This window comes from Enterococcus casseliflavus NBRC 100478, assembly GCF_001544095.1.
In the GTDB taxonomy this organism is placed as follows: domain Bacteria; phylum Bacillota; class Bacilli; order Lactobacillales; family Enterococcaceae; genus Enterococcus_D; species Enterococcus_D casseliflavus.
Genome location: NZ_BCPT01000005.1, coordinates 180867 through 199092, shown reverse-complemented (window position 1 = coordinate 199092; position 18226 = coordinate 180867). Strand labels below are relative to the sequence as shown.

19 protein-coding genes and 1 riboswitch are annotated in these 18226 nt (G+C 41.4%); of the genes, 17 read left to right on the top strand and 2 right to left on the bottom strand.

The annotated features are described in order from the left end of the window. Positions 1-144 precede the first annotated feature (144 nt). The 14 genes from ECA1_RS06390 (at position 145) to dat (ending at position 14307) form a co-directional block, all read left to right on the top strand. Positions 145-477, top strand: coding sequence for a PadR family transcriptional regulator (locus tag ECA1_RS06390; RefSeq protein WP_060791991.1), 333 nt, complete (start codon positions 145-147; stop codon positions 475-477). Then, positions 474-1433, top strand: a complete 960-nt coding sequence (locus ECA1_RS06385; RefSeq protein WP_060791990.1) for a permease prefix domain 1-containing protein — start codon at positions 474-476, stop codon at positions 1431-1433. Before ECA1_RS06390 ends, ECA1_RS06385 begins: the two co-directional genes overlap by 4 nt. A gap of 152 nt (positions 1434-1585) precedes the next feature. Continuing rightward, positions 1586-1789: a hypothetical protein gene (locus ECA1_RS06380; protein ID WP_010748444.1), complete on the top strand. Its 204-nt coding sequence runs from the start codon at positions 1586-1588 to the stop codon at positions 1787-1789. A gap of 306 nt (positions 1790-2095) precedes the next feature. Continuing rightward, the gene (gene ahpC / locus ECA1_RS06375) at positions 2096-2659 is read left to right on the top strand and encodes an alkyl hydroperoxide reductase subunit C (protein ID WP_005226227.1); all 564 of its coding nucleotides are present in this window, start codon (positions 2096-2098) and stop codon (positions 2657-2659) included. A 9-nt stretch (positions 2660-2668) separates the two neighbouring features. After that, positions 2669-4198: an alkyl hydroperoxide reductase subunit F gene (gene ahpF / locus ECA1_RS06370; RefSeq protein ID WP_015509798.1), complete on the top strand. Its 1530-nt coding sequence runs from the start codon at positions 2669-2671 to the stop codon at positions 4196-4198. Between the two features lie 348 nt (positions 4199-4546). Continuing rightward, positions 4547-6442: an endonuclease MutS2 gene (locus tag ECA1_RS06365; protein WP_060791989.1), complete on the top strand. Its 1896-nt coding sequence runs from the start codon at positions 4547-4549 to the stop codon at positions 6440-6442. 287 nt (positions 6443-6729) lie between these two features. After that, positions 6730-6905: riboswitch (M-box (ykoK) riboswitch) on the top strand. 126 nt (positions 6906-7031) lie between these two features. Next, a complete protein-coding gene (locus ECA1_RS06360; RefSeq protein ID WP_034868647.1) occupies positions 7032-8186 on the top strand; it encodes an FtsW/RodA/SpoVE family cell cycle protein in 1155 nt (384 codons plus the stop codon). After that, positions 8164-9357: an FtsW/RodA/SpoVE family cell cycle protein gene (locus tag ECA1_RS06355; protein WP_060791988.1), complete on the top strand. Its 1194-nt coding sequence runs from the start codon at positions 8164-8166 to the stop codon at positions 9355-9357. The genes ECA1_RS06360 and ECA1_RS06355 overlap by 23 nt, the downstream gene beginning before the upstream one ends. Then, positions 9354-10007, top strand: coding sequence for a phosphatase PAP2 family protein (locus ECA1_RS06350; protein ID WP_060791987.1), 654 nt, complete (start codon positions 9354-9356; stop codon positions 10005-10007). The genes ECA1_RS06355 and ECA1_RS06350 overlap by 4 nt, the downstream gene beginning before the upstream one ends. Before the next feature lies 1 nt (position 10008). Continuing rightward, positions 10009-10932, top strand: coding sequence for an LCP family glycopolymer transferase (locus ECA1_RS06345; RefSeq protein ID WP_060791986.1), 924 nt, complete (start codon positions 10009-10011; stop codon positions 10930-10932). A gap of 211 nt (positions 10933-11143) precedes the next feature. Then, positions 11144-11560: a GNAT family N-acetyltransferase gene (locus ECA1_RS06340; RefSeq protein ID WP_060791985.1), complete on the top strand. Its 417-nt coding sequence runs from the start codon at positions 11144-11146 to the stop codon at positions 11558-11560. A gap of 76 nt (positions 11561-11636) precedes the next feature. Further along, positions 11637-12065, top strand: coding sequence for a hypothetical protein (locus ECA1_RS06335; RefSeq protein ID WP_236596047.1), 429 nt, complete (start codon positions 11637-11639; stop codon positions 12063-12065). 162 nt (positions 12066-12227) lie between these two features. Then, positions 12228-13328 (top strand): AI-2E family transporter, encoded by a 1101-nt coding sequence (locus ECA1_RS06330; RefSeq protein WP_060791983.1) that lies wholly within the window; start codon positions 12228-12230, stop codon positions 13326-13328. 121 nt (positions 13329-13449) lie between these two features. Beyond that, a complete protein-coding gene (dat, locus tag ECA1_RS06325; RefSeq protein WP_060791982.1) occupies positions 13450-14307 on the top strand; it encodes a D-amino-acid transaminase in 858 nt (285 codons plus the stop codon). Between the two features lie 96 nt (positions 14308-14403). Here the strand turns inward: dat and ECA1_RS17615 are convergent, their stop codons facing one another. Further along, complete coding sequence (locus ECA1_RS17615; protein ID WP_164890372.1) at positions 14404-14577, bottom strand: hypothetical protein; 174 nt, start codon at positions 14575-14577, stop codon at positions 14404-14406. Continuing rightward, positions 14577-15242, bottom strand: coding sequence for an NAD(P)H-dependent oxidoreductase (locus ECA1_RS06320; protein WP_060791981.1), 666 nt, complete (start codon positions 15240-15242; stop codon positions 14577-14579). The genes ECA1_RS17615 and ECA1_RS06320 overlap by 1 nt, the downstream gene beginning before the upstream one ends. Before the next feature lie 165 nt (positions 15243-15407). Here ECA1_RS06320 and ECA1_RS06315 point away from each other — a divergent pair, with 165 nt between their 5' ends. The 3 genes from ECA1_RS06315 to malX all read left to right on the top strand — a co-directional run bounded on the left by ECA1_RS06315 (position 15408) and on the right by malX (position 18213). Beyond that, positions 15408-15590, top strand: coding sequence for a hypothetical protein (locus ECA1_RS06315; RefSeq protein WP_060791980.1), 183 nt, complete (start codon positions 15408-15410; stop codon positions 15588-15590). A 171-nt stretch (positions 15591-15761) separates the two neighbouring features. Further along, entirely contained in the window at positions 15762-16547 is a 786-nt protein-coding gene (locus ECA1_RS06310) for a MurR/RpiR family transcriptional regulator (protein ID WP_060791979.1), read from the top strand. Positions 16548-16650: 103 nt separating this feature from the next. After that, a complete protein-coding gene (malX, locus tag ECA1_RS06305; protein ID WP_060791978.1) occupies positions 16651-18213 on the top strand; it encodes a maltose/glucose-specific PTS transporter subunit IIBC in 1563 nt (520 codons plus the stop codon). Positions 18214-18226: the final 13 nt, after the last annotated feature.

Here is an 18226-nt window from a genome sequence, read left to right as displayed (position 1 = left end):
TACTGAGAATGCGTGTCCCTTTTTATTTTCCTATTTTCTAAGACCTACGACTGATTTTTGATAACTTTCCCTGCTTTACTTTACCTGTCGTAGTAATTGTTTTATAATTAGTACGACAGATGAAGTAATTTAGGAGGCGATTGCGTGATCTCGAGTGACGGAATTCGCGGCTATAACGACGCAATCATTTTATCCATTCTTTCCAATGAAGATTCTTATGGATATGAAATATCCAAGCGTATTCGCGAAGGAACAGATGCTTTATATGTGATCAAAGAAACGACGTTGTATTCCGCTTTTACTCGGTTAGAAAAACAAGGATTGATCCGCTCATATCCTGGAGAAGTGACGCATGGCAAAAAGCGGACGTATTACCAGATAACTGCAGACGGAAAAGCAAGCCTTACGGAGAAAATATTGGAGTGGCAGCAGACAAAGATCGTCGTTGACCAGTTCTTACAAGGAGGAGACAAATGAAAACCATTCATGACTATCTAGACAGCTTATTTTTATCAGTACCCATCACACCGGAAACCAAAAAGGCGAAAGAAGACCTCTTAGCGATTATGGAAGACCACTACTTAGAACTGATTCACCAAGGGAAAAGCGAGCATGAAGCCATCGGTGCAGTAATCAGTGAGTTTGGTTCCGTAGATGAGCTGTTGCAAGAGTTAAATGTTTCAAAAGAAGAAGCGCCGATTGATGATTGGTCCGATGCCATCACAGAAGACGATGCGTTTGATTATTGGGGAACTGTGCGACATTTTGCTTTCTCGTTATCTATAGGAATCGGTTTTTGTATCGCATCCCTAGCAGCCTTGATGCTCTTTGTTAGTATATATGCTGAGACCTTTGGAATAATGGTGATGTTTCTTTTTATCGCCATCGGGGTCGGTTTTATTATCTCTAGCAGCTTGCACTTTTCCGGTGCTCGTAAACAGTTGGATGATCGTCCAATAAAAAGGGATGCCAAACGAGAAGCCGCTCAGCAACTCACAAATTATGAAAAAAGTTTTCGGATTGGTCTTGTTTTAGGAATTGGTGCCTGTATTTTATCAATTGCGCCTGTACTTTTAAGTGAAGTGTTTTATTATTCTGTTGAGTTTGGGATTTCCTTGTTTTTCTTGACGGTTGCAGCAGGTGTGTTCTTTATTATTTATGTAAGTATTATCCGTACAGGCTTTGCGAAGCTGGCAACTGAGACGTATTTTATTCGCGACGAAGACCATCCGGGTGATCGAGCAACACGTCATAAATATGGGGAATCCGCTGGTAGAGTCACCTTTTTTCGAACAGTCTACTGGCCAGTGATTTTGGTCGTTTACATGCTTTGGTCCTTCATGTTTCATGCATGGGCTTACTCTTGGGTCATTTTTGTTATAGGTGGTGTCTTAGAGGACTACTTTATCGGACATACGAAAGCTAAAAAATAAGAGACACTTCAATCGAGAGTGCTTTCTTTACTTTTAAAAAAAGGAAGATTATAATACGCCTTGTAACTGAACCAATCAAAAAATAACAGCGAGAAATATGGTTCTCTCAATGCTTTTAAAAAGTTCAGAATACAAGAAAAGAGGCAATGAATATGTTAGAAATTCATTATCTGAAAAATGGCAGCAAAGAAATAGCAACAGTCGAATCTCCGGAGCGCTTTCTCGCAAGTCAATACTTGGAAGTTCCACCTTTTCAAGACCATTACCCGGTCGAAGAAGTTTTTTTAGACGGTAAGCGGATTACATTGAGGGATCGAACGATCAGTGGATTGTTCAACTATTTAAATACTAAATAAAAAATTGCCTTTTTCTATGGCTCACTTTACTTGGTGAGGAATCATAGGAAGAGGCAATCTTTTTTATTTAATTGAGAATGAGGGGTGTAATTGAGAATCTAACAAGTAGGGAATTAAAATGGAAACGATTAGTCAAACTTACAACTATACTCTATTTGTTTTGGATAGGAAATAAATATGCTCATTTCTGAGGAGGATAACATTTTTTTTGACTATTTCTGAATAAACTATTGCTTTTTATAGTTAGATATACTAATAATTAATAGAGATTATTCTCAAATAATTATTCTAATTGGAGGAAATGATATGTCATTAATTGGAAAAGAGATTGGTTCATTCGAAGCGAAAGCTTACCACAATGGAAAATTTATCGATGTTTCATCAGAAGATTTTAAAGGAAAATGGAACGTTGTTTGTTTTTACCCTGCAGATTTCTCATTTGTTTGTCCGACAGAGCTTGAAGATTTGCAAGATCAATATGCATCATTAAAAGAATTAGGCGCAGAAGTTTATTCTGTATCAACAGATACTCATTACACTCATAAAGCATGGCATGATCATTCTGATGCCATCAATAAAATCGAATATATCATGATTGCAGATCCTTCTCATGTGATCTCAGAGATCTTTGATGTACTAGATGAAGCTTCTGGGTTGTCTCAACGTGGAACATTCATCATCGATCCAGATGGCGTAGTCCAAACAGTTGAGATCAATGCGGACGGTATCGGTCGTGATGCTAGTGGCTTGATCGATAAAATCCGTGCTGCACAATATGTCCGTACTCATCCAGGTGAAGTATGTCCTGCAAAATGGAAAGAAGGCGAAGAAACTTTAACGCCAAGCTTAGACCTTGTAGGCAAGATTTAGGAGGCTCTCATGGCATTAGATAAGGCAATCAAAGACCAACTGACGCAGTATCTCGCGATGCTAGAATCAGAGGTTGTTTTTGCGGCAACTTTAGGTGAGGATGATTCTTCCACAAAAGTACGTGAATTCTTAGAAGAAATCGCAGAAATGTCGCCAAAAATCACTATCCAAGCTGTAGCAAGTGAACGGACACCAAGCTTTTCGATCAATCGTCCCGGTGAAGAAAGCGGCATCGCTTTTGCTGGTTTGCCGTTAGGACATGAGTTCACTTCGTTTATTTTAGCGTTGCTTCAAGTAAGCGGTCGTCCGCCGAAAATTGACGAAGCACTTCAAAAGCGCATCAAAGCGATCGATAAGCCATTACATTTTGAAACCTATGTCAGCTTGACCTGCCATAACTGTCCTGATGTTGTTCAAGCGTTAAATATCATGGCAGTGCTAAATCCTTCCATCAGCCACACCATGATCGAAGGTGGGATGTTCAAAGAAGAAATTGACAAGAAAAAAATTATGGCTGTGCCAACCGTCTTTTTGGATGGTGAAGAATTTGCAAGCGGCCGTCAAACGATCGAACAGTTGTTGGAAAAAGCAGCTGGTCCGACGAGTAAAGATGACTTTGCTGAAAAAGAGCTTTTCGATGTGTTAGTTGTCGGTGGCGGACCTGCAGGCGGAAGCGCAGCGATTTATGCAGCGCGTAAAGGCATCAATACTGGGATGGTCGTCGAAACAATGGGTGGACAAGTAATGGAAACCCTGGGGATCGAAAACATGATCGGTACTCCTTATACCGAAGGACCAAAATTAATGCGTCAGGTAGAAGAGCATATCAACGAATACAATGTAGACGTGATGAAAGGGCAGCGTGCGAAAGATATTCGTCGCAATGATGTCATCGAAGTTGAATTAGAAAATGGTGCAGTATTAAAAACCAAAACGGCCATTTTAGCAACTGGCGCTCGCTGGCGTAACATCAATGTTCCAGGAGAAAAAGAATTCAAAAATAAAGGTGTTGCCTATTGTCCACATTGTGACGGCCCGTTATTTGCTGGGAAAGAGGTTGCTGTCATTGGCGGCGGAAACTCTGGGATCGAAGCAGCGATCGATTTAGCTGGCATGGCAAAACACGTCTATGTTCTTGAATTTTTACCGGAACTAAAAGCGGACCTTGTGCTACAAAACCGTTTGAACACGTTAGAAAATGTGACTGTTATTACGAATGCGGCAACGAAGGAAATTGCTGGATCCGATCATGTCGAACAATTGACCTACGTTGATCGCGAAACGAATGGTGAATTCACATTAGCTGTTGAGGGTGTCTTCATCTTGATTGGCTTGATGCCGAATACCGAATGGTTAAAAGATCGCATCGTTTTAAACGAACGCAATGAGATCGTCGTAGACAAACACGGCGCAACCAATATTGAAGGGGTCTTTGCAGCAGGGGATTGTACCGATAGTGTATACAAACAGATCATCACTTCAATGGGTTCAGGTGCGACTGCAGCATTAGGTGCCTTTGATCACCTGATTCGCTCGTAAGCGCCTTACATCATTTAAAATCAAAAAACGTCTCAGGGGCTTTTAGGAGCTGCTGAGCGTTTTTTCTTTTTGTAAGGGCAGTTTGGGTGCAGTTGACAGAAGGACAGCTTCTATATTACAATGAAAAAAACTCGTTCAAAAAAGAAAGAGGTATATTGATGAGTGTCGTAGGTATCTAATCAGCCAATTAAAACAAATAAGCAAAAACAGACTGTTTATTTGTTGTGCCTGTAGATACCGATAAAAATCGTTATTGATGAATCAGGTGATGGGAGACTATCGCTTTTTTTGTACACTTTTTTGGACGGGGATCTGATCGGAATCCTCAGGCACAAGAAAGGATAACTCATGAAGATACCTCAAGCAACTGAATTTGAACAAATTAAAGAACAAGTAAGTAAAAAAATAATCAGCGATTACGGCAAGGCGCGCTTTGCGAATGAAAAACCAGCAGCGACGATCCACTCTGCCCAAAAACGAGTGACAGAGACCACTGAAGCGATGGCGCTATTAGCCGCTGGTCGTCAAGTGCCTTTTATGGGGCTGCAGCATGTCTTACACCATACGGAGAAAATTGAAAAAGGATTTGTTTTAGAACCACAGGAGCTTATCGAATATGGAGACTTTTTACGGTCTTTTCGAATCATCCGTCAATTGTTCGAAAAGAATCAATCGATTGCCCCAAGATTACATCAATATGCACAAGGGTTAGAAGACTTTTCTGAAATCGCCGAAATGATTTTCCAAAAGATTCGCAATGGTCAGGTTGATAGTAATGCCAGCCGAGAATTGCGGAAAATTCGCGGTACGATCGAAAAATATGAAGCTGATCTGAAAAAATTTTTTGCAAAGTTTTTTAAGGAAAGTCGCTATTTACAAGAAAATCGTGTCATCAAAAAGAACGACCGATATACGTTACCTGTGCGTGCTGAATTTCAACACCAATTTAACGGAACGATCATCGAACGTTCCAATAAACGAGCGACTGTCTTTATTGAACCGGAGGCAGCTGCCCGTTTAAATGATCGATTGATCTTGGCACAAGCAGAAGAAACAGCCGCTCAATACCAAGTGTTGTCAGAGTTGACAGGGGCGATCGCCGAACAAATGAACGCCGTGTTTGCCTGTCTTGACATTTTAGTTGTGCTGGATATTATTTTTGCTCGGGGAAAATATTGTCGAGAAATCAATGGGCAGCCGATAACTATGACTGAGAAAGAAGTTTTGCTTCTTGATCACGTCCGCCATCCTTTGCTGGGGCGTGATGCGGTTCCTCTTTCTTTAAAACTTGGCGAAGAAAACCGCTGCATGGTCATCACTGGACCCAATGCTGGAGGCAAGACCGTCGTCTTAAAAACCGTTGGACTTGTTTGCGCCATGGCTCATTATGGCTTATTTCCAGCACACAAGGGCAAAAGCATTGTTCCGTTTTTAAAAAGTCTTTGGATGGATATTGGCGATCAACAAAGTCTGGAAAATTCTTTAAGTACCTTCTCTGGACACATGTCGAACATTGCTCAGATTATGAAGAATGCTACCCGACACAGTATTGTTTTATTGGACGAAATCGGCAGCGGCACTGAGCCCAATGAAGGGGCTGCTTTGGCAATCGCCATCATGGAATCCATCTATCGCTCAGGAGCCTTAATGATCGCAACAACGCATTATGGTGAAATCAAGCAGTTTGCCGTCGATCATCAAGATTTCGAAACAGCGGCAATGGCTTTTGATGCCAAAACCTTGACACCAAAATATCGCTTGCTGACGAATGCAGTCGGTGATAGTAATGCGTTTTGGATTGCCGAGAAGATGGCGATCCCCGCTGACGTAGTCCAGACGGCCAAGGAATATTTAAAGCATAAAACCTATTCTTTTGAGAAGCAGCCTTTTGAAAAGGGGAAGAAACAACCCCCTCAACAAGAAGCCAAGATAGATCTTATTTTTCAAAAAGGAGACTTGGTCTTTTCAACAGAACATAACCAGCGCGGACTTTTTTATGAGTATTTGGAACAAGGACAAGCGAAAATTTCAATAGAGAAACAATTTTTTGTTGTTGCCGCACGTCGCTTGCAACTCCTCACAAAGCGAGAGGTGCTCTATCCCGCAGGTTATGATCTTGATCAGCTATTCGTTGAGTTTGCGCAGCGCAAGTTTACTCGAGATATTGAACGGGGATCTAAAAAAGCGCAGAAGCAGTTACGAAAAGCAGCGCAAGAACGGCAAACCAATCGACCAGTGGATTGATAGATCAAGAAAACTTTCAATCGATAGACCAAAATCAAGCAAGCAGTCCTTTTTCAGCACCTAGAGAAAGGACTGCTTTTTTTAAATGTTCGTTTTTTTAATAACGTCTTTTATCGATGCCGTTCCTTTGTTTGGATGATTATTTTGGTTGTTTTTTCTTTATAGAGCAGAAAATATTCGAAATATCTAAATTCTTTAAGAAAAGTTAAAGAAAAATAAAAATAACAGAGAATTGGTTGTATCTTTATTCGAGGAAGGGTACCATTCATATTGGATTGAAAAATAACATATAACCTTGTTAGGTGAGGCTCCTATACAAACACAAGCTATTGCGCAGAAACGTCGAAAGACGCCAATGTGTAAAACAGGAATTGTCGGATTAAGGCTTTTCATAAAATAGCTAAGAGGGCAAATGACTTTCTTTACGTTGTATAGTGCTAAAACTCGGACGATGAGATTGCTGCTAAAGTCTGACGTCCTAAGAGAAGTGAGACTTTTTTGCTTTTCTTTCTGATGGATGACGAAGCTCATAGAGCAAAATAACTGGTACCGTCTGAACACCTACTCCAAGGCAAGAGGAGTGGAAGCAATGATAGAAAAAAAGAAGATCGATTGGCTGCTGATCATAGCTTATTTGCTATTGAGTCTTATCGGTCTTTTAATGATTTATAGTGCAAGTTCATACCGTTTATTAACGAGAGATCAACCACCAGCGTCGCTATTTATCCGTCAATTGGTCTTTTTGTTACTTAGCTGGGTTCTTTTATTCATTATTCAGCGGACGCGAAGAGAGATTTTGCTTAGCAAATACTTAGCGATCGGTCTGCTAGCATTTGGGATCTTTACCTTGCTCTTAGCTCGTTTGCCCTTTTTCGGTGTCTCTGTTAATGGGGCACAACGCTGGGTCTCGATCGCAGGGATTCAATTTCAACCATCAGAGATTGTGAATGTAGGGATGGTCTTGTACCTTGCTCATTACTTTCAAACTGCAAAAACCACCTTGCAGGAAATGAAACGTCCGCTTTTCGTTTTGTTTTTGTGCTGTGTGTTGATCCTGTTTCAACCGAAAATAGCCGGTGTGATGATTTTGCTTTTTTTAGCATTTGTCATGATAACTACGGTACAAGTCCCCGTGAAGCTGACGGCTCTTTTATTTGGTGGCTTAGTGATCAGTCTATTCTTGGCTGCCCTGTTGATCATGTTTTTAGGGGACAATGATTTATTGCCTCATATTTTTATGCACGTATATAACCGAATTCGCCTAGTAGGTGATCCATTCTCCGACCCTTACAATCAGGGGTTCCAAATGATCCATTCTTACTATGCTTTATTTAATGGAGGGCTTACTGGTCTGGGTTTAGGAAACAGTATTACGAAAAAAGGCTTTTTACCAGTTGCGGAAACCGATTTTATTTTTTCCGTTTTAGTAGAAGAGCTTGGCTTGCTTTTCGGGATTTTTGTTATTGGCTTATTATTCGTAATCATCTTACGTTTATTTATTCGTTCCGCAGCTATTGAAAACCCTCAGATTGGGTTGATATTGCTAGGAACAAGTACATTACTTTTGTTGCAAACAAGTATCAATATAGCCAGTATTTTAGGGTTGATGCCGATGACGGGGGTACCGTTACCCTTTATCAGCTATGGTGGCTCCAGTTACTTTATTCTTTCATTTGCCTTTAGTATGTGCCTGAAATTAGAGCGAGAGGAGGGCAAACGAAATGAAGTTCCTCAAACGACATGATGCAAACTATGCCTTGCTGCTACCCGTTTTTCTGCTTTTTTTGCTAAGCATTTGGGTCCAGCATCAAGCTTCTGTAATGGATGGCAATGATCCTTCTGGAATCGTTTTTCGACAGATCGTTTTTTGTGTTCTATCCGCCATCGCGCTCTTCGTTACAAGTTTGATCCCAACCAATTTGCTCTTACGCTTTTCGGGCCTTTTGTATGTATTGGCGCTAGGTTTGATGGCTTCTCTTCATTGGTTCTACGATCAAACGATGTTTGAGCAGACGCATACCAAACGCTGGATCAGAATCGGCGACTTTACCATTCAGCCCTCAGAGTTTATGAAAGTGGCCTTTATGCTTTTTATGGTCTATCTCACCTTAGTGTATGAAAAGCGAAAAGCCGAACGGACCATTAAATCTGATTTGATCTACGTCACTAAGATCTTGCTTTATAGTATACCGACATTTCTATTGATGTTTATGCAACGGGACTTTGGTACGAGTTTAGTGTTTATTGTGATGTTAGGGGCGTTATTTATTATCTCTGGTGTTCATTGGAAAATTTTGACCGTAGTGATCGGTTTGATTGCAGCCCTCGGCGCTATTTTATTGCTGCTCGTGTTTACGGAATGGGGCAATCGTGTCTTGTTTCGACTTCATTTCTCGCAGTATCAATTAGACCGAGTGCGAGCTTGGGCAGATCCCCTAGCGTACCAAGACTCTATCGCGTTCCAACAAGTTCGCAGTATGTGGGCGATTGGCTCAGGAGGCTTATTGGGAGCGCCTGACACCCATACGACAGTGTACGTGCCGGTTCGTGAATCAGATATGGTTTTTACAGTTATTGGTGAAACCTATGGCTTTTTAGGAAGTACCTTAGTGATCTTCTTGTATTTTTATCTCATCTATCAAATCATCTTCGCCGCGTTAAAAACGAATAACAAGGCGTCGGTCTATATCGCCATCACGTACGTTTTTGGCTTAGTCTTTCAGATCTTTGAAAATATCGGCGCGGCGATTGGGTTGCTGCCATTAACGGGAATTCCTCTGCCATTCTTAAGCCAAGGAGGAACCTCGTTGATTGCGATCAGTATTGCGATGGGAATTATCTTCGGGTTAGAAAAATTCCCGACTAAAGCGAAGAAACGATCGTACGCATTAAAAGAAAGTAGGGGATTAACATGAGCAAGACAGCAAAACAAGGGGTGATAGGTGGACTGCTTTGTAGCTGTTTCGCATGGTTGTTTTTCCTTGTAGCATTAGAGCCGCAGTGGTTCCAAACGCTTGATACCCTGTTTTCCCACGTGCCTCAATGGCGGACGGCTACAGTAGAAGCGATTTTTGTTCCGCTTGCTAGCACGGCAACGATCGTCCCGATAGCGGCTATTCATTTTCTATTGGCAGCAATTTTGTTTTTTCGGAAGAAACGGATCGAGAGTTTTTGGTTGATGGGAAATATGATCATAATCAGTGGTGTTGGCCAACTGATCAAGAAATTCGTTGATCGCCCAAGACCGGAGTTTGCTGACAGTATGGAACGGGCGTCCGCCAGTTTTCCAAGTGGCCATACACTATTAGCGACCACGCTAATTATTTCTCTCCTCTTTTTCTTCGCACAAACAGCGCCTGGCCAAAGAGGCAAACGTCTTATTAGCCAAAAACTAGCTATGTTTTTGGGATTGGTTTATTTACTGCTTATTATGATGAGCCGCTTGCTATTTGGGGTTCACTATCCTAGTGACTTGTTAGCGAGTATCTTGTTGGCAAGTGGAATCAGTTTTATCACATCTGCTTTTGTATTTTCGTTCAAAAAAAGTGTGCGTAGGGGGAAGTAAAATGAGTACAGCGAAAAAACTGATAATTGTCTTCTTAGTACTGTTGATGGGCATCGTATCCGCCGGAACCGCCTATGCTATTAGGGTGTATTTTCAAGTAGAGGATGTCGTGGAGTCTATCCATCGACCGATCGAAGGGCGAGAAGAGGCGGAGGTTATCGAAAACGCCGAGCCCTTAAGTCTTCTCTTGTTAGGGATCGCCAATGACTCTCGTCGCAAAACGGATTACCGGGCAAACACGATCATGGTAGCGACGTTGAATCCTGCTACACGCAAAACGACCCTCACAAGTATTCCTCGAGATGCTTATGTGGAGATCGTCGAGCAAGGCTATCAGGATAAGATCAATCATGCCCATTCATTCGGTGGCGCAAAAATGATGATCGAAACAGTCGAACAATACTTGGATATACCGATTCATCATTATTTCTCCTTAAACATGGATGGGATGGCAGATCTTGTCGATGCGATTGGTGGAATCACGGTTGAAAATGAGTTTGCTTTTACGGCAGAAAAAATCGATTATCCAGAGGGAACGCTCGAATTAGATGGCTGGGAGGCACTTCAATATACTCGTATGCGCAAAGATGACCCCGAAGGTGACTATGGACGCCAACGTCGTCAGCGAGAAGTGACAGAGATTTTGGCGAATGAATTAGTTTCTCTATCAAGCGTGATGCGGATTCAGGATCTGTTAACGATTATTGGGGAAAATGGTGAAACAGATTTAACGTTTTCTCAGATGAGTCAACTATTCACCCAATATCAATCGGCACTCGTTACTGTCGAATCTTACCAAATGGCGGGTACTGGGTTCACTGGCGATGGCTTTAGAGGTGAATACGGTATCTCTTATCAAGAAGTGTCTCCTGAAGAACAACAAGCGACGAGTCAGCGTTTAAAAAGCGAATTAATGCTTGATTAAGTAATCCTTAGGTTTAATTAGTAACAACACCACTTCCTCTTTGTTCCTCTAGTAAATCGTGATTAGAGTTGACAGCTGCTTTTCCTCAGGATACTCTTTAGTCAAGCAAAGCAATTCGGCTTGAAGGGTAGCAAGAGCCTGTTCGGAAAAGGACTGTTAACTCTTTATTTGTTGCTGCATCGTTTGGTTAAAAGTAACGAGGAGGAAAAGAATGACTATCATCTTTAAAGATCAATTACCAGAGGATTCAAATCAGATTCTCGCTTTATATAAATGTGTTGGCTGGGTCGCCTATACGAAAGAGCCAGAGCGACTATTAAACGGCCTAGCTCAGTCACAGGTGATCACTGCCTATGTTGAAGAGCAGCTAGTCGGACTTATTCGATGTATAACCGATGGACAAACCATTCTTTATATTCAGGATCTATTAGTAGCGCCAGCGTTCCAACGTCAAAAAATTGGCCAGCGATTGCTCAAAAAAATGCTGGCGAGATATCCAGCGATTCGACAAAAGGTTTTGATCACGGACAACACAGAGAAAACGCGCCGATTTTATGAGTCTTGCGGCTTTTCCTCTGTAGAAACACAGCAAATTGCAGCATTTATTTATTCACCTAAAAACGAGTGAATAGCCAGAAACCCCATCGCTAGTTGAAAATGGTCAATTTATTAACGGTTTTATGTTTGATGAAGGAGTGGGAGAAATGAAGCTGCGATTTGCGTTATTTGTGTTAAGTTTAGTGATAGGTGTTGGCGCATGTGGAGGAAGCATGCTGGCGTTTATGAGTATTGAGCCATTAAGGAAAGGACAGTCATTTGCTGGGTTGGAATCGTCCATGCTCCAAGGAACGCCATTTACAACATTTCTGATTCCCGGGGTGTTTTTGCTAATTGTGTTAGGACTGGGCAATTTATTGGCAGCTATCCGATTGTGGCGCAACCAAGGGTACCATGGGGAATTGCTTTTAGGCATCTGTTTAGTTATCTGGATCATTGTTCAAGTGATTTTATTAAGGGGCGGGAATGTTTTGCATCTGATTTTCTTAGTGTTAGGTTTACTCCAGCTCGGTGTGGCAGCTTACTGTATCAAACACTTGCAACACTCGGTTCCTTTTTCTGCTCATCAAAATTGATTTTGCAGAAGGGTTTTATTGGCAAAATAATTAAATTACTCAAAAGTTTCCTATGAAAAACGTGGATTTTTGAAAAAATATTCGCAAAAGGATCATTCGCTTAAAAAATTATGATAAACTGAAAGAAGTGAACGTATTTTCTAGAATCAGGAGGATCAATTATTGGAGTTTCTTAAAAAATCAAAAATTTTTGCAGGTCTGGTGATCGTCTGCCTTTTAGGGATCGCCGTCTGGATCTATTCAAATATACTGTTTGTTTTTCGACCATTAGAAGCAATCTTTTCTAGTGTCTTTTTACCAGTACTGATATCAATTTTTATTTTTTATATCTTTTTGCCTTTCTTTAATTGGGTAAAAAGAAGGACGAAAAAGAAAAGCGTTGCGCTGTATGCGACACTGTTGTTGATCGTTTTTGCAGCCTATTTGATTATTCAGGTGATTGGACCCGCATTAGCCTATGAGATGGGACGCTTTATCAATCAAATACCCGTTATCATCAATTTGGTGATCGATAACATCGATCATTCCTATTTGGAGGAACTTTTCGGTCCTTTCATTGATTCGATCGATATTTCGCAAGCGAGCAATTTCGCCTTGCAGTTTATTACCGGGGCAACGAATAGTCTGACGAGTTTGATCTCCATCGTTTCTCACTCAGCGATCGTTTTGTTTACGATCCCACTGCTCTTAGTCTATATGTTTAAAGACGGTGAGAAAGTGCCAGACTTTTTAGCAAACAAAACACCGAAAAAATACCAAGGTTTGATGCGTCAGTTATGCAGTGATTTCCACCAAGCAGCGTCTGCTTATATTGGCGGGAAATTGCTTGTATGTTCGTACGTTGCCGTTTCCAGTTATTTGATTTTTTCTTTACTAGGTTTGCAGAATGCGTTGCTTTTAGGCCTGATTTGCGGTGTCTTGGATATCATTCCATACTTCGGACCATTTATCGGAGCGGCACCCGCATTTCTATTTGCTTTAAGTTTAGATATCCGGACTGCCATTTTATTGGTAGTGGGCATCACGATCATTCAATTGGGTGAATCGTATCTAGTTTCACCTCTAGTAATGAATAAAGTGTTGCATATCCATCCGATTATTGCGGTGTTCTTATTATTGATCGCAGGCAACTTGCTGGGATTTGTTGGTATGATCGTTGCACTTCCAGTGTATTCGATCATTATGGCGATGTCTGGCACGCTACTCCGTTTTTTCCAGGAACGCAAACTAGAACGTTCTGTGATCGATAAGGAGTCATTGTAACAATAAAACTTGCTGTTGAAGAAATCTTCATCAGCAAGTTTTTTGTTTTAGATGACACATAGCACGGTACAAAGACTCATGCTATACTGATTGAAACGAAAACGACGATAGGAGTGAGTAAATGAAGATTTTGTGGAATGATCAGATCGTTGATCGAGAGGTAGTGAGAATTGATATCGAAGACCGTGGCTATCAGTATGGTGATGGGATCTATGAAGTTATCCGAATATATAATGGCCACTGTTTTATGTTAGCGGAGCATATGGCTCGATTGGAAAGCAGTGCACAAAAAATTAAGCTAACGTTACCCTATTCGATTCCCCAATTGACTGAAAACCTAAAGTTACTCATTAAGACTGAAGGAATCACAGAAGGAGAAATCTATCTTCAGATCACCCGAGGAATCGCTTCTCCGAGAAATCACGAGTTTCCACCAGCTGGATCGGTCAAAGGGGTGGTGACGGCAAATGTGATCCCCTTTGAACGACCAGATGAAATGCAGCAAGCTGGGCTTTCGGCAACCGTTCTTCCTGATGAACGCTGGTTGCATTGTGATATCAAATCATTGAGTTTGTTAGGGAATCTTTTGGCGCTGGATCAAGCGATCGAAGCTGGCTTCGATGATGCAATACTGCAACGAGATGGCTTTTTTACAGAAGCATCTGCATCCAATCTCTGGTTTGTCATTGATGGGATCGTCTATACTCATCCGGATGGGCGTTTGGTGTTACCGGGAATCACGAAATTGAAGGTCCTTCAGTTGTGTCGCCAATTAGAAATTCCCTATCGAGAAGAACCCGTCCCGATTGAGGCACTACGCAACACGCAAGAGTGTTTCTTGACCAACTCAGTTTGGGAAATCGTTCCGATCGTTGCCATTGATGGGAAACCCGTTGGCACTGGCGTATTGGGTTCAATCACGAAACAATTGCAAGCAGCGTATATCGCTGCCACAAAGAATAAAAGCGATTCATTGTGATTATGCAATAGAAACCACCTGAAAAAGCTTTGGCAACACCCAGTATTTTTAAGGCTGGGTGGGACCAAAGCTTTTTCTTGCGTTGAAAATTATTCCTTACCATTCACTAGGGTTCCACAACTTCCCGTCAAGTTCTCCTTGTTTCAATTCGATGCGGGTTTCTTGCTGCTGCAACAACTGTCCCAGCTCTTGCAAAAATGCTTTTTCATGGTAATCAGTGGTTTCTTGAATGGATTGTTCTATCAGCGGTGTTAGCCAATCATGCCTCATCAAAGCACCTCCAATTCAGCTAAAGCATCTTCTAATTCGTTCAATGTTTCATGGTTTTCCTGCAACAGGGATAGCAAAGGAGAAAGCTGCGGTTTTTTAGAAACCAAATGTGCCAGTTTCTCAGCAAACCATTGTTGCTTTTGGTCAAACGTAAAGGGAGCGGGCATCGATAATAATTGCTGATAGGCAATGACAAAGGCACGCTTTTCTTTTTCCGTTTTATACATCAGTTGGTCAAGGACAACGATGGGTAACACGGTCATTTGGTGTTTTTTTGCCATCAGTACGAGTGGATGCAAAATTTCGTTAAAGGTCGTATTTTCTCGACCACCTAACTGAAATTCTTTGGCAGCAACACCAGTAGAAACGGCGAAACTAATTTCTTTTCCCATCAAAGCAGGCGCGCAATTTTCCCAAACCGTATCGATCCAAGCTTTCATTTTTGCTGGAACACTGTACCAATATAAGGGGAATTGTAAAACCAAACGGTCACAGTTATGCAGCAGCGCCTGTTCATCGGCAAGGGAAAAGTCAGAAAAATCATCAAGAAAGTGTATGGTGACATTAGAAAGTTTGGCACTTTCACTGAAAAAACGTTGGGAAAGAGAGTTGTGGAAATCTGGGTGGCTAGCCACCACTAAGGTTTTTATCATGAGATTGATCATCCTTTCCTACTACATGTACCATATTTTACCAGAAAGGGAAACTAGTCTGCTTTGCTTTTCGTAGTGTTGGTCCTCTTTTAGTTTGATTTAAGGTACCTCGTCTATATTCATTGTTAAGGAAGTGTCAGTAACAACTTACACGTGAAGGAAATGGGGGAATAGAGGATGGAACCAAACGATCCCTTGATCAAAGGTCTAGCAAATGTAGTAATGTTCGCCGCCAATACAATGGAATATGTCGAAAATAAACTTGTCAGTTGCCGACAACGAATATCTGGAAAGCAACCCTCAAAAGAAAGTGACTATGGCAATGGGCAAGAGTTTACAGAATTGACTGCGCAAAAATGATAGATAGAGAGAAAATAGAAGAAGTGGCTCACCTTTTACCTGGTGAGTCACTTTTTTGCTGTCAAGTTCTTCATCATCAGTTGGTACTTTTCTTGATGGAAGGTATAATGAGTAAATGAAGCATAGTGGAGAGGAGAAGAATAAAGAAACAGTAGAGAGGAGAAGCAGGTGATGAACCATTTATACAAACGAATCCAATACAAAATCCCTGAGCTAAACCGAGTAGAACGAACCGTCCTTAACTATTGTTTGAGAGCGCCTGAGAAAGTTTCGGAAATGACGGCCGATGAGTTAGCTTCTCAAACCTATACTAGTCAAGCAACGATCAGTCGAATGGCGAAAAAGCTTGGCTTTACGGGTTTTCAAGAATTCAAATTTTCATTGAAAAGTTATCAAAGCCTTGAAAGAAACGAGTCTGCTACCCAAGCCTCTCTTGGCTTATCCCCACTGATCAAGCAAATGATTGACCAGCTGACGACATCCTTATCAATGATTGAAGAAGCTGACTTTCAGCGTGCCGTGGAAATGCTGCAGCAAGCACAACGAATCGAATTTTTCGCTTTAGGGCAAAGTGCGCCGGTCGCATTATCTGCAAGTCGAAAATTGCGCTTTTTAGGTAAAACAGTGGGTGCATCAACGGATTGGGATGAATTGACAACCATCGCGAACCAACTATCAAAAAATGATTTAGCTCTTTTTATTAGTCATAGTGGAGAAACGATCGGGATGCTAAATTATGCTACTCGTTTGAAACAAAGAGGCGTGCCGATTTTAGCCTGTATTGGTCAACCAAAAAGCACGTTAGAAAAGCTTGCCACCTTCTCTTTTCCTGTTGAAATGACAGCGATTAATCATCATGAAGTCGATTTGAGCCCGCGGATCTCCTTAGCGGCGTTACTGGATATTTTAATTATTCAATACGCCAATCAAATCGAAGCAGGACTTGATCCTGAATGACCATTCCATTTTGTGAATGGTCATTCTTCTTTGGGGAACTGTATTGTAAGCCTTCTTGATATCGTTTACATTTTAAGAGATAAAAGTGTTAGGAGGAAATGATATGCAAAAAGGAAAGAAAGCAAGCTGGATGGAAATTTTTCAAGGACTTGGGAAAACATTTATGTTGCCAGTCGCTTTACTCGCATTCATGGGTTTATTTTTAGGGATTGGTAGTTCATTTTCATCTTCTTCAACGATCGACGTTTTCCCATTTTTAGGTGCCCCTTGGCTCCAAGTGGTTTTTCGTTTCATGTCAACGATCGGTGGGTTTGCCTTTAGTTACTTACCCGTCATGTTTGCGATGGCGATTCCTTTAGGTCTAGCAAGAAAAGAGAAGGGAGTTGCGGCATTCTCAGGCTTTGTGGGCTATGTCGTGATGCATTTATCCATCAATTTTTATTTGCAAGAAACGAATCAATTAGCTGCTGCAGATCAACTACGAGAAGCAGGGCAAGAGATCGTTTTTGGCATTCAAACATTATCAATGGGTGTTCTAGGAGGTATTATCGCAGGATTGATCGTTTATAAATTGCATATGCGCTTCTACCATTTTCAATTGCCAGATAGTTTTGCATTCTTTTCAGGAGCACGTTTTGTTCCAATCATCACCTCGCTTACTTTAGCTATGGTCGGGGTGATCATTCCGATGATTTGGCCGTTGTTTGCTATGATCATCACAGGAATCGGACATTTGATCCAACAAGCTGGTCCTTTCGGTCCGTTCTTATTTGGTTCAGGTGAGCGCTTGTTACTGCCATTTGGATTACACCATATTTTGGTTTCCATGATTCGCTTTACCGAAGCCGGGGGAAGTCAGCTGATCGATGGTCAGCAAGTCTTTGGGGCGTTGAATATTTTTTATGCGGAATTACAAAACGGCTTGAGCATCTCACCAAGTGCAACTGCGTTCTTGTCTCAAGGGAAGATGCCAACCTTCATGTTTGGCTTACCGGCAGCAGCATTAGCTATGTACCACACGGCAAAACCTGAAAATCGTTCAAAAATAAAAGGTTTATTGATTTCAGGCGTCATTGCAACTTTTGTGACAGGAATTACTGAACCAATCGAATTTTTATTCTTATTCATCAGCCCTTTATTATGGATTTTTCATGTCATCATGACAGGTGCTGGATTTATGGTAATGAGTCTATTAGGTGTCACGATTGGAAATACCGATGGGGGCGTGCTTGATTTTCTTATCTTTGGCGTGATGCAAGGCGCATATACAAAATGGTGGCTCGTTCTGATTGTAGGAGCTTGCTGGTTTGCCCTTTATTACTTTGTTTTTAAAACAGTAATCCTTCGCAAGAACTTGAAGACACCTGGTAGAGAAGAGAACAGTGATCAAACGAATGAGTTGGAAGAGGAAATGACCTATTCTGGAAAGAGTGGCTATGATGCCCATGGTATTTTGGCAGCTTTAGGGGGAGCAAGCAATATTGATTCTTTAGACAATTGCATTACACGGCTACGCCTCGTTCTAAACGATGGTACATTGGTTGATGATGAACGGCTGAAAAAACTAGGTGCGCTTGGGGTCGTTCACTTAGATGATACTAACGTGCAAGTAATCATTGGAACGAAAGTAACAACAGTCAGAAATCAACTTGATGCGATTCTTTAGCAAAATTGTCAAG

Bases quoted from the DNA above. Each gene is read 5' to 3' on its own strand.
- ECA1_RS17615 (WP_164890372.1), bottom strand. From the start codon at position 14,577: ATGAGGCATGATTGGCTAACACCGCTGATAGAACAATCCATTCAAGAA.
- ECA1_RS06310 (WP_060791979.1), top strand. From the start codon at position 15,762: ATGAACCATTTATACAAACGAATCCAATACAAAATCCCTGAGCTAAAC.
- ahpC (WP_005226227.1), top strand. From the start codon at position 2,096: ATGTCATTAATTGGAAAAGAGATTGGTTCATTCGAAGCGAAAGCTTAC.
- ECA1_RS06380 (WP_010748444.1), top strand. From the start codon at position 1,586: ATGTTAGAAATTCATTATCTGAAAAATGGCAGCAAAGAAATAGCAACA.
- ECA1_RS06340 (WP_060791985.1), top strand. From the start codon at position 11,144: ATGACTATCATCTTTAAAGATCAATTACCAGAGGATTCAAATCAGATT.
- ECA1_RS06360 (WP_034868647.1), top strand. From the start codon at position 7,032: ATGATAGAAAAAAAGAAGATCGATTGGCTGCTGATCATAGCTTATTTG.
- ahpF (WP_015509798.1), top strand. From the start codon at position 2,669: ATGGCATTAGATAAGGCAATCAAAGACCAACTGACGCAGTATCTCGCG.
- ECA1_RS06320 (WP_060791981.1), bottom strand. From the start codon at position 15,242: ATGATCAATCTCATGATAAAAACCTTAGTGGTGGCTAGCCACCCAGAT.
- dat (WP_060791982.1), top strand. From the start codon at position 13,450: ATGAAGATTTTGTGGAATGATCAGATCGTTGATCGAGAGGTAGTGAGA.
- ECA1_RS06355 (WP_060791988.1), top strand. From the start codon at position 8,164: ATGAAGTTCCTCAAACGACATGATGCAAACTATGCCTTGCTGCTACCC.
- ECA1_RS06335 (WP_236596047.1), top strand. From the start codon at position 11,637: ATGAAGCTGCGATTTGCGTTATTTGTGTTAAGTTTAGTGATAGGTGTT.
- ECA1_RS06350 (WP_060791987.1), top strand. From the start codon at position 9,354: ATGAGCAAGACAGCAAAACAAGGGGTGATAGGTGGACTGCTTTGTAGC.
- ECA1_RS06345 (WP_060791986.1), top strand. From the start codon at position 10,009: ATGAGTACAGCGAAAAAACTGATAATTGTCTTCTTAGTACTGTTGATG.
- ECA1_RS06315 (WP_060791980.1), top strand. From the start codon at position 15,408: ATGGAACCAAACGATCCCTTGATCAAAGGTCTAGCAAATGTAGTAATG.
- ECA1_RS06385 (WP_060791990.1), top strand. From the start codon at position 474: ATGAAAACCATTCATGACTATCTAGACAGCTTATTTTTATCAGTACCC.
- ECA1_RS06365 (WP_060791989.1), top strand. From the start codon at position 4,547: ATGAAGATACCTCAAGCAACTGAATTTGAACAAATTAAAGAACAAGTA.
- malX (WP_060791978.1), top strand. From the start codon at position 16,651: ATGCAAAAAGGAAAGAAAGCAAGCTGGATGGAAATTTTTCAAGGACTT.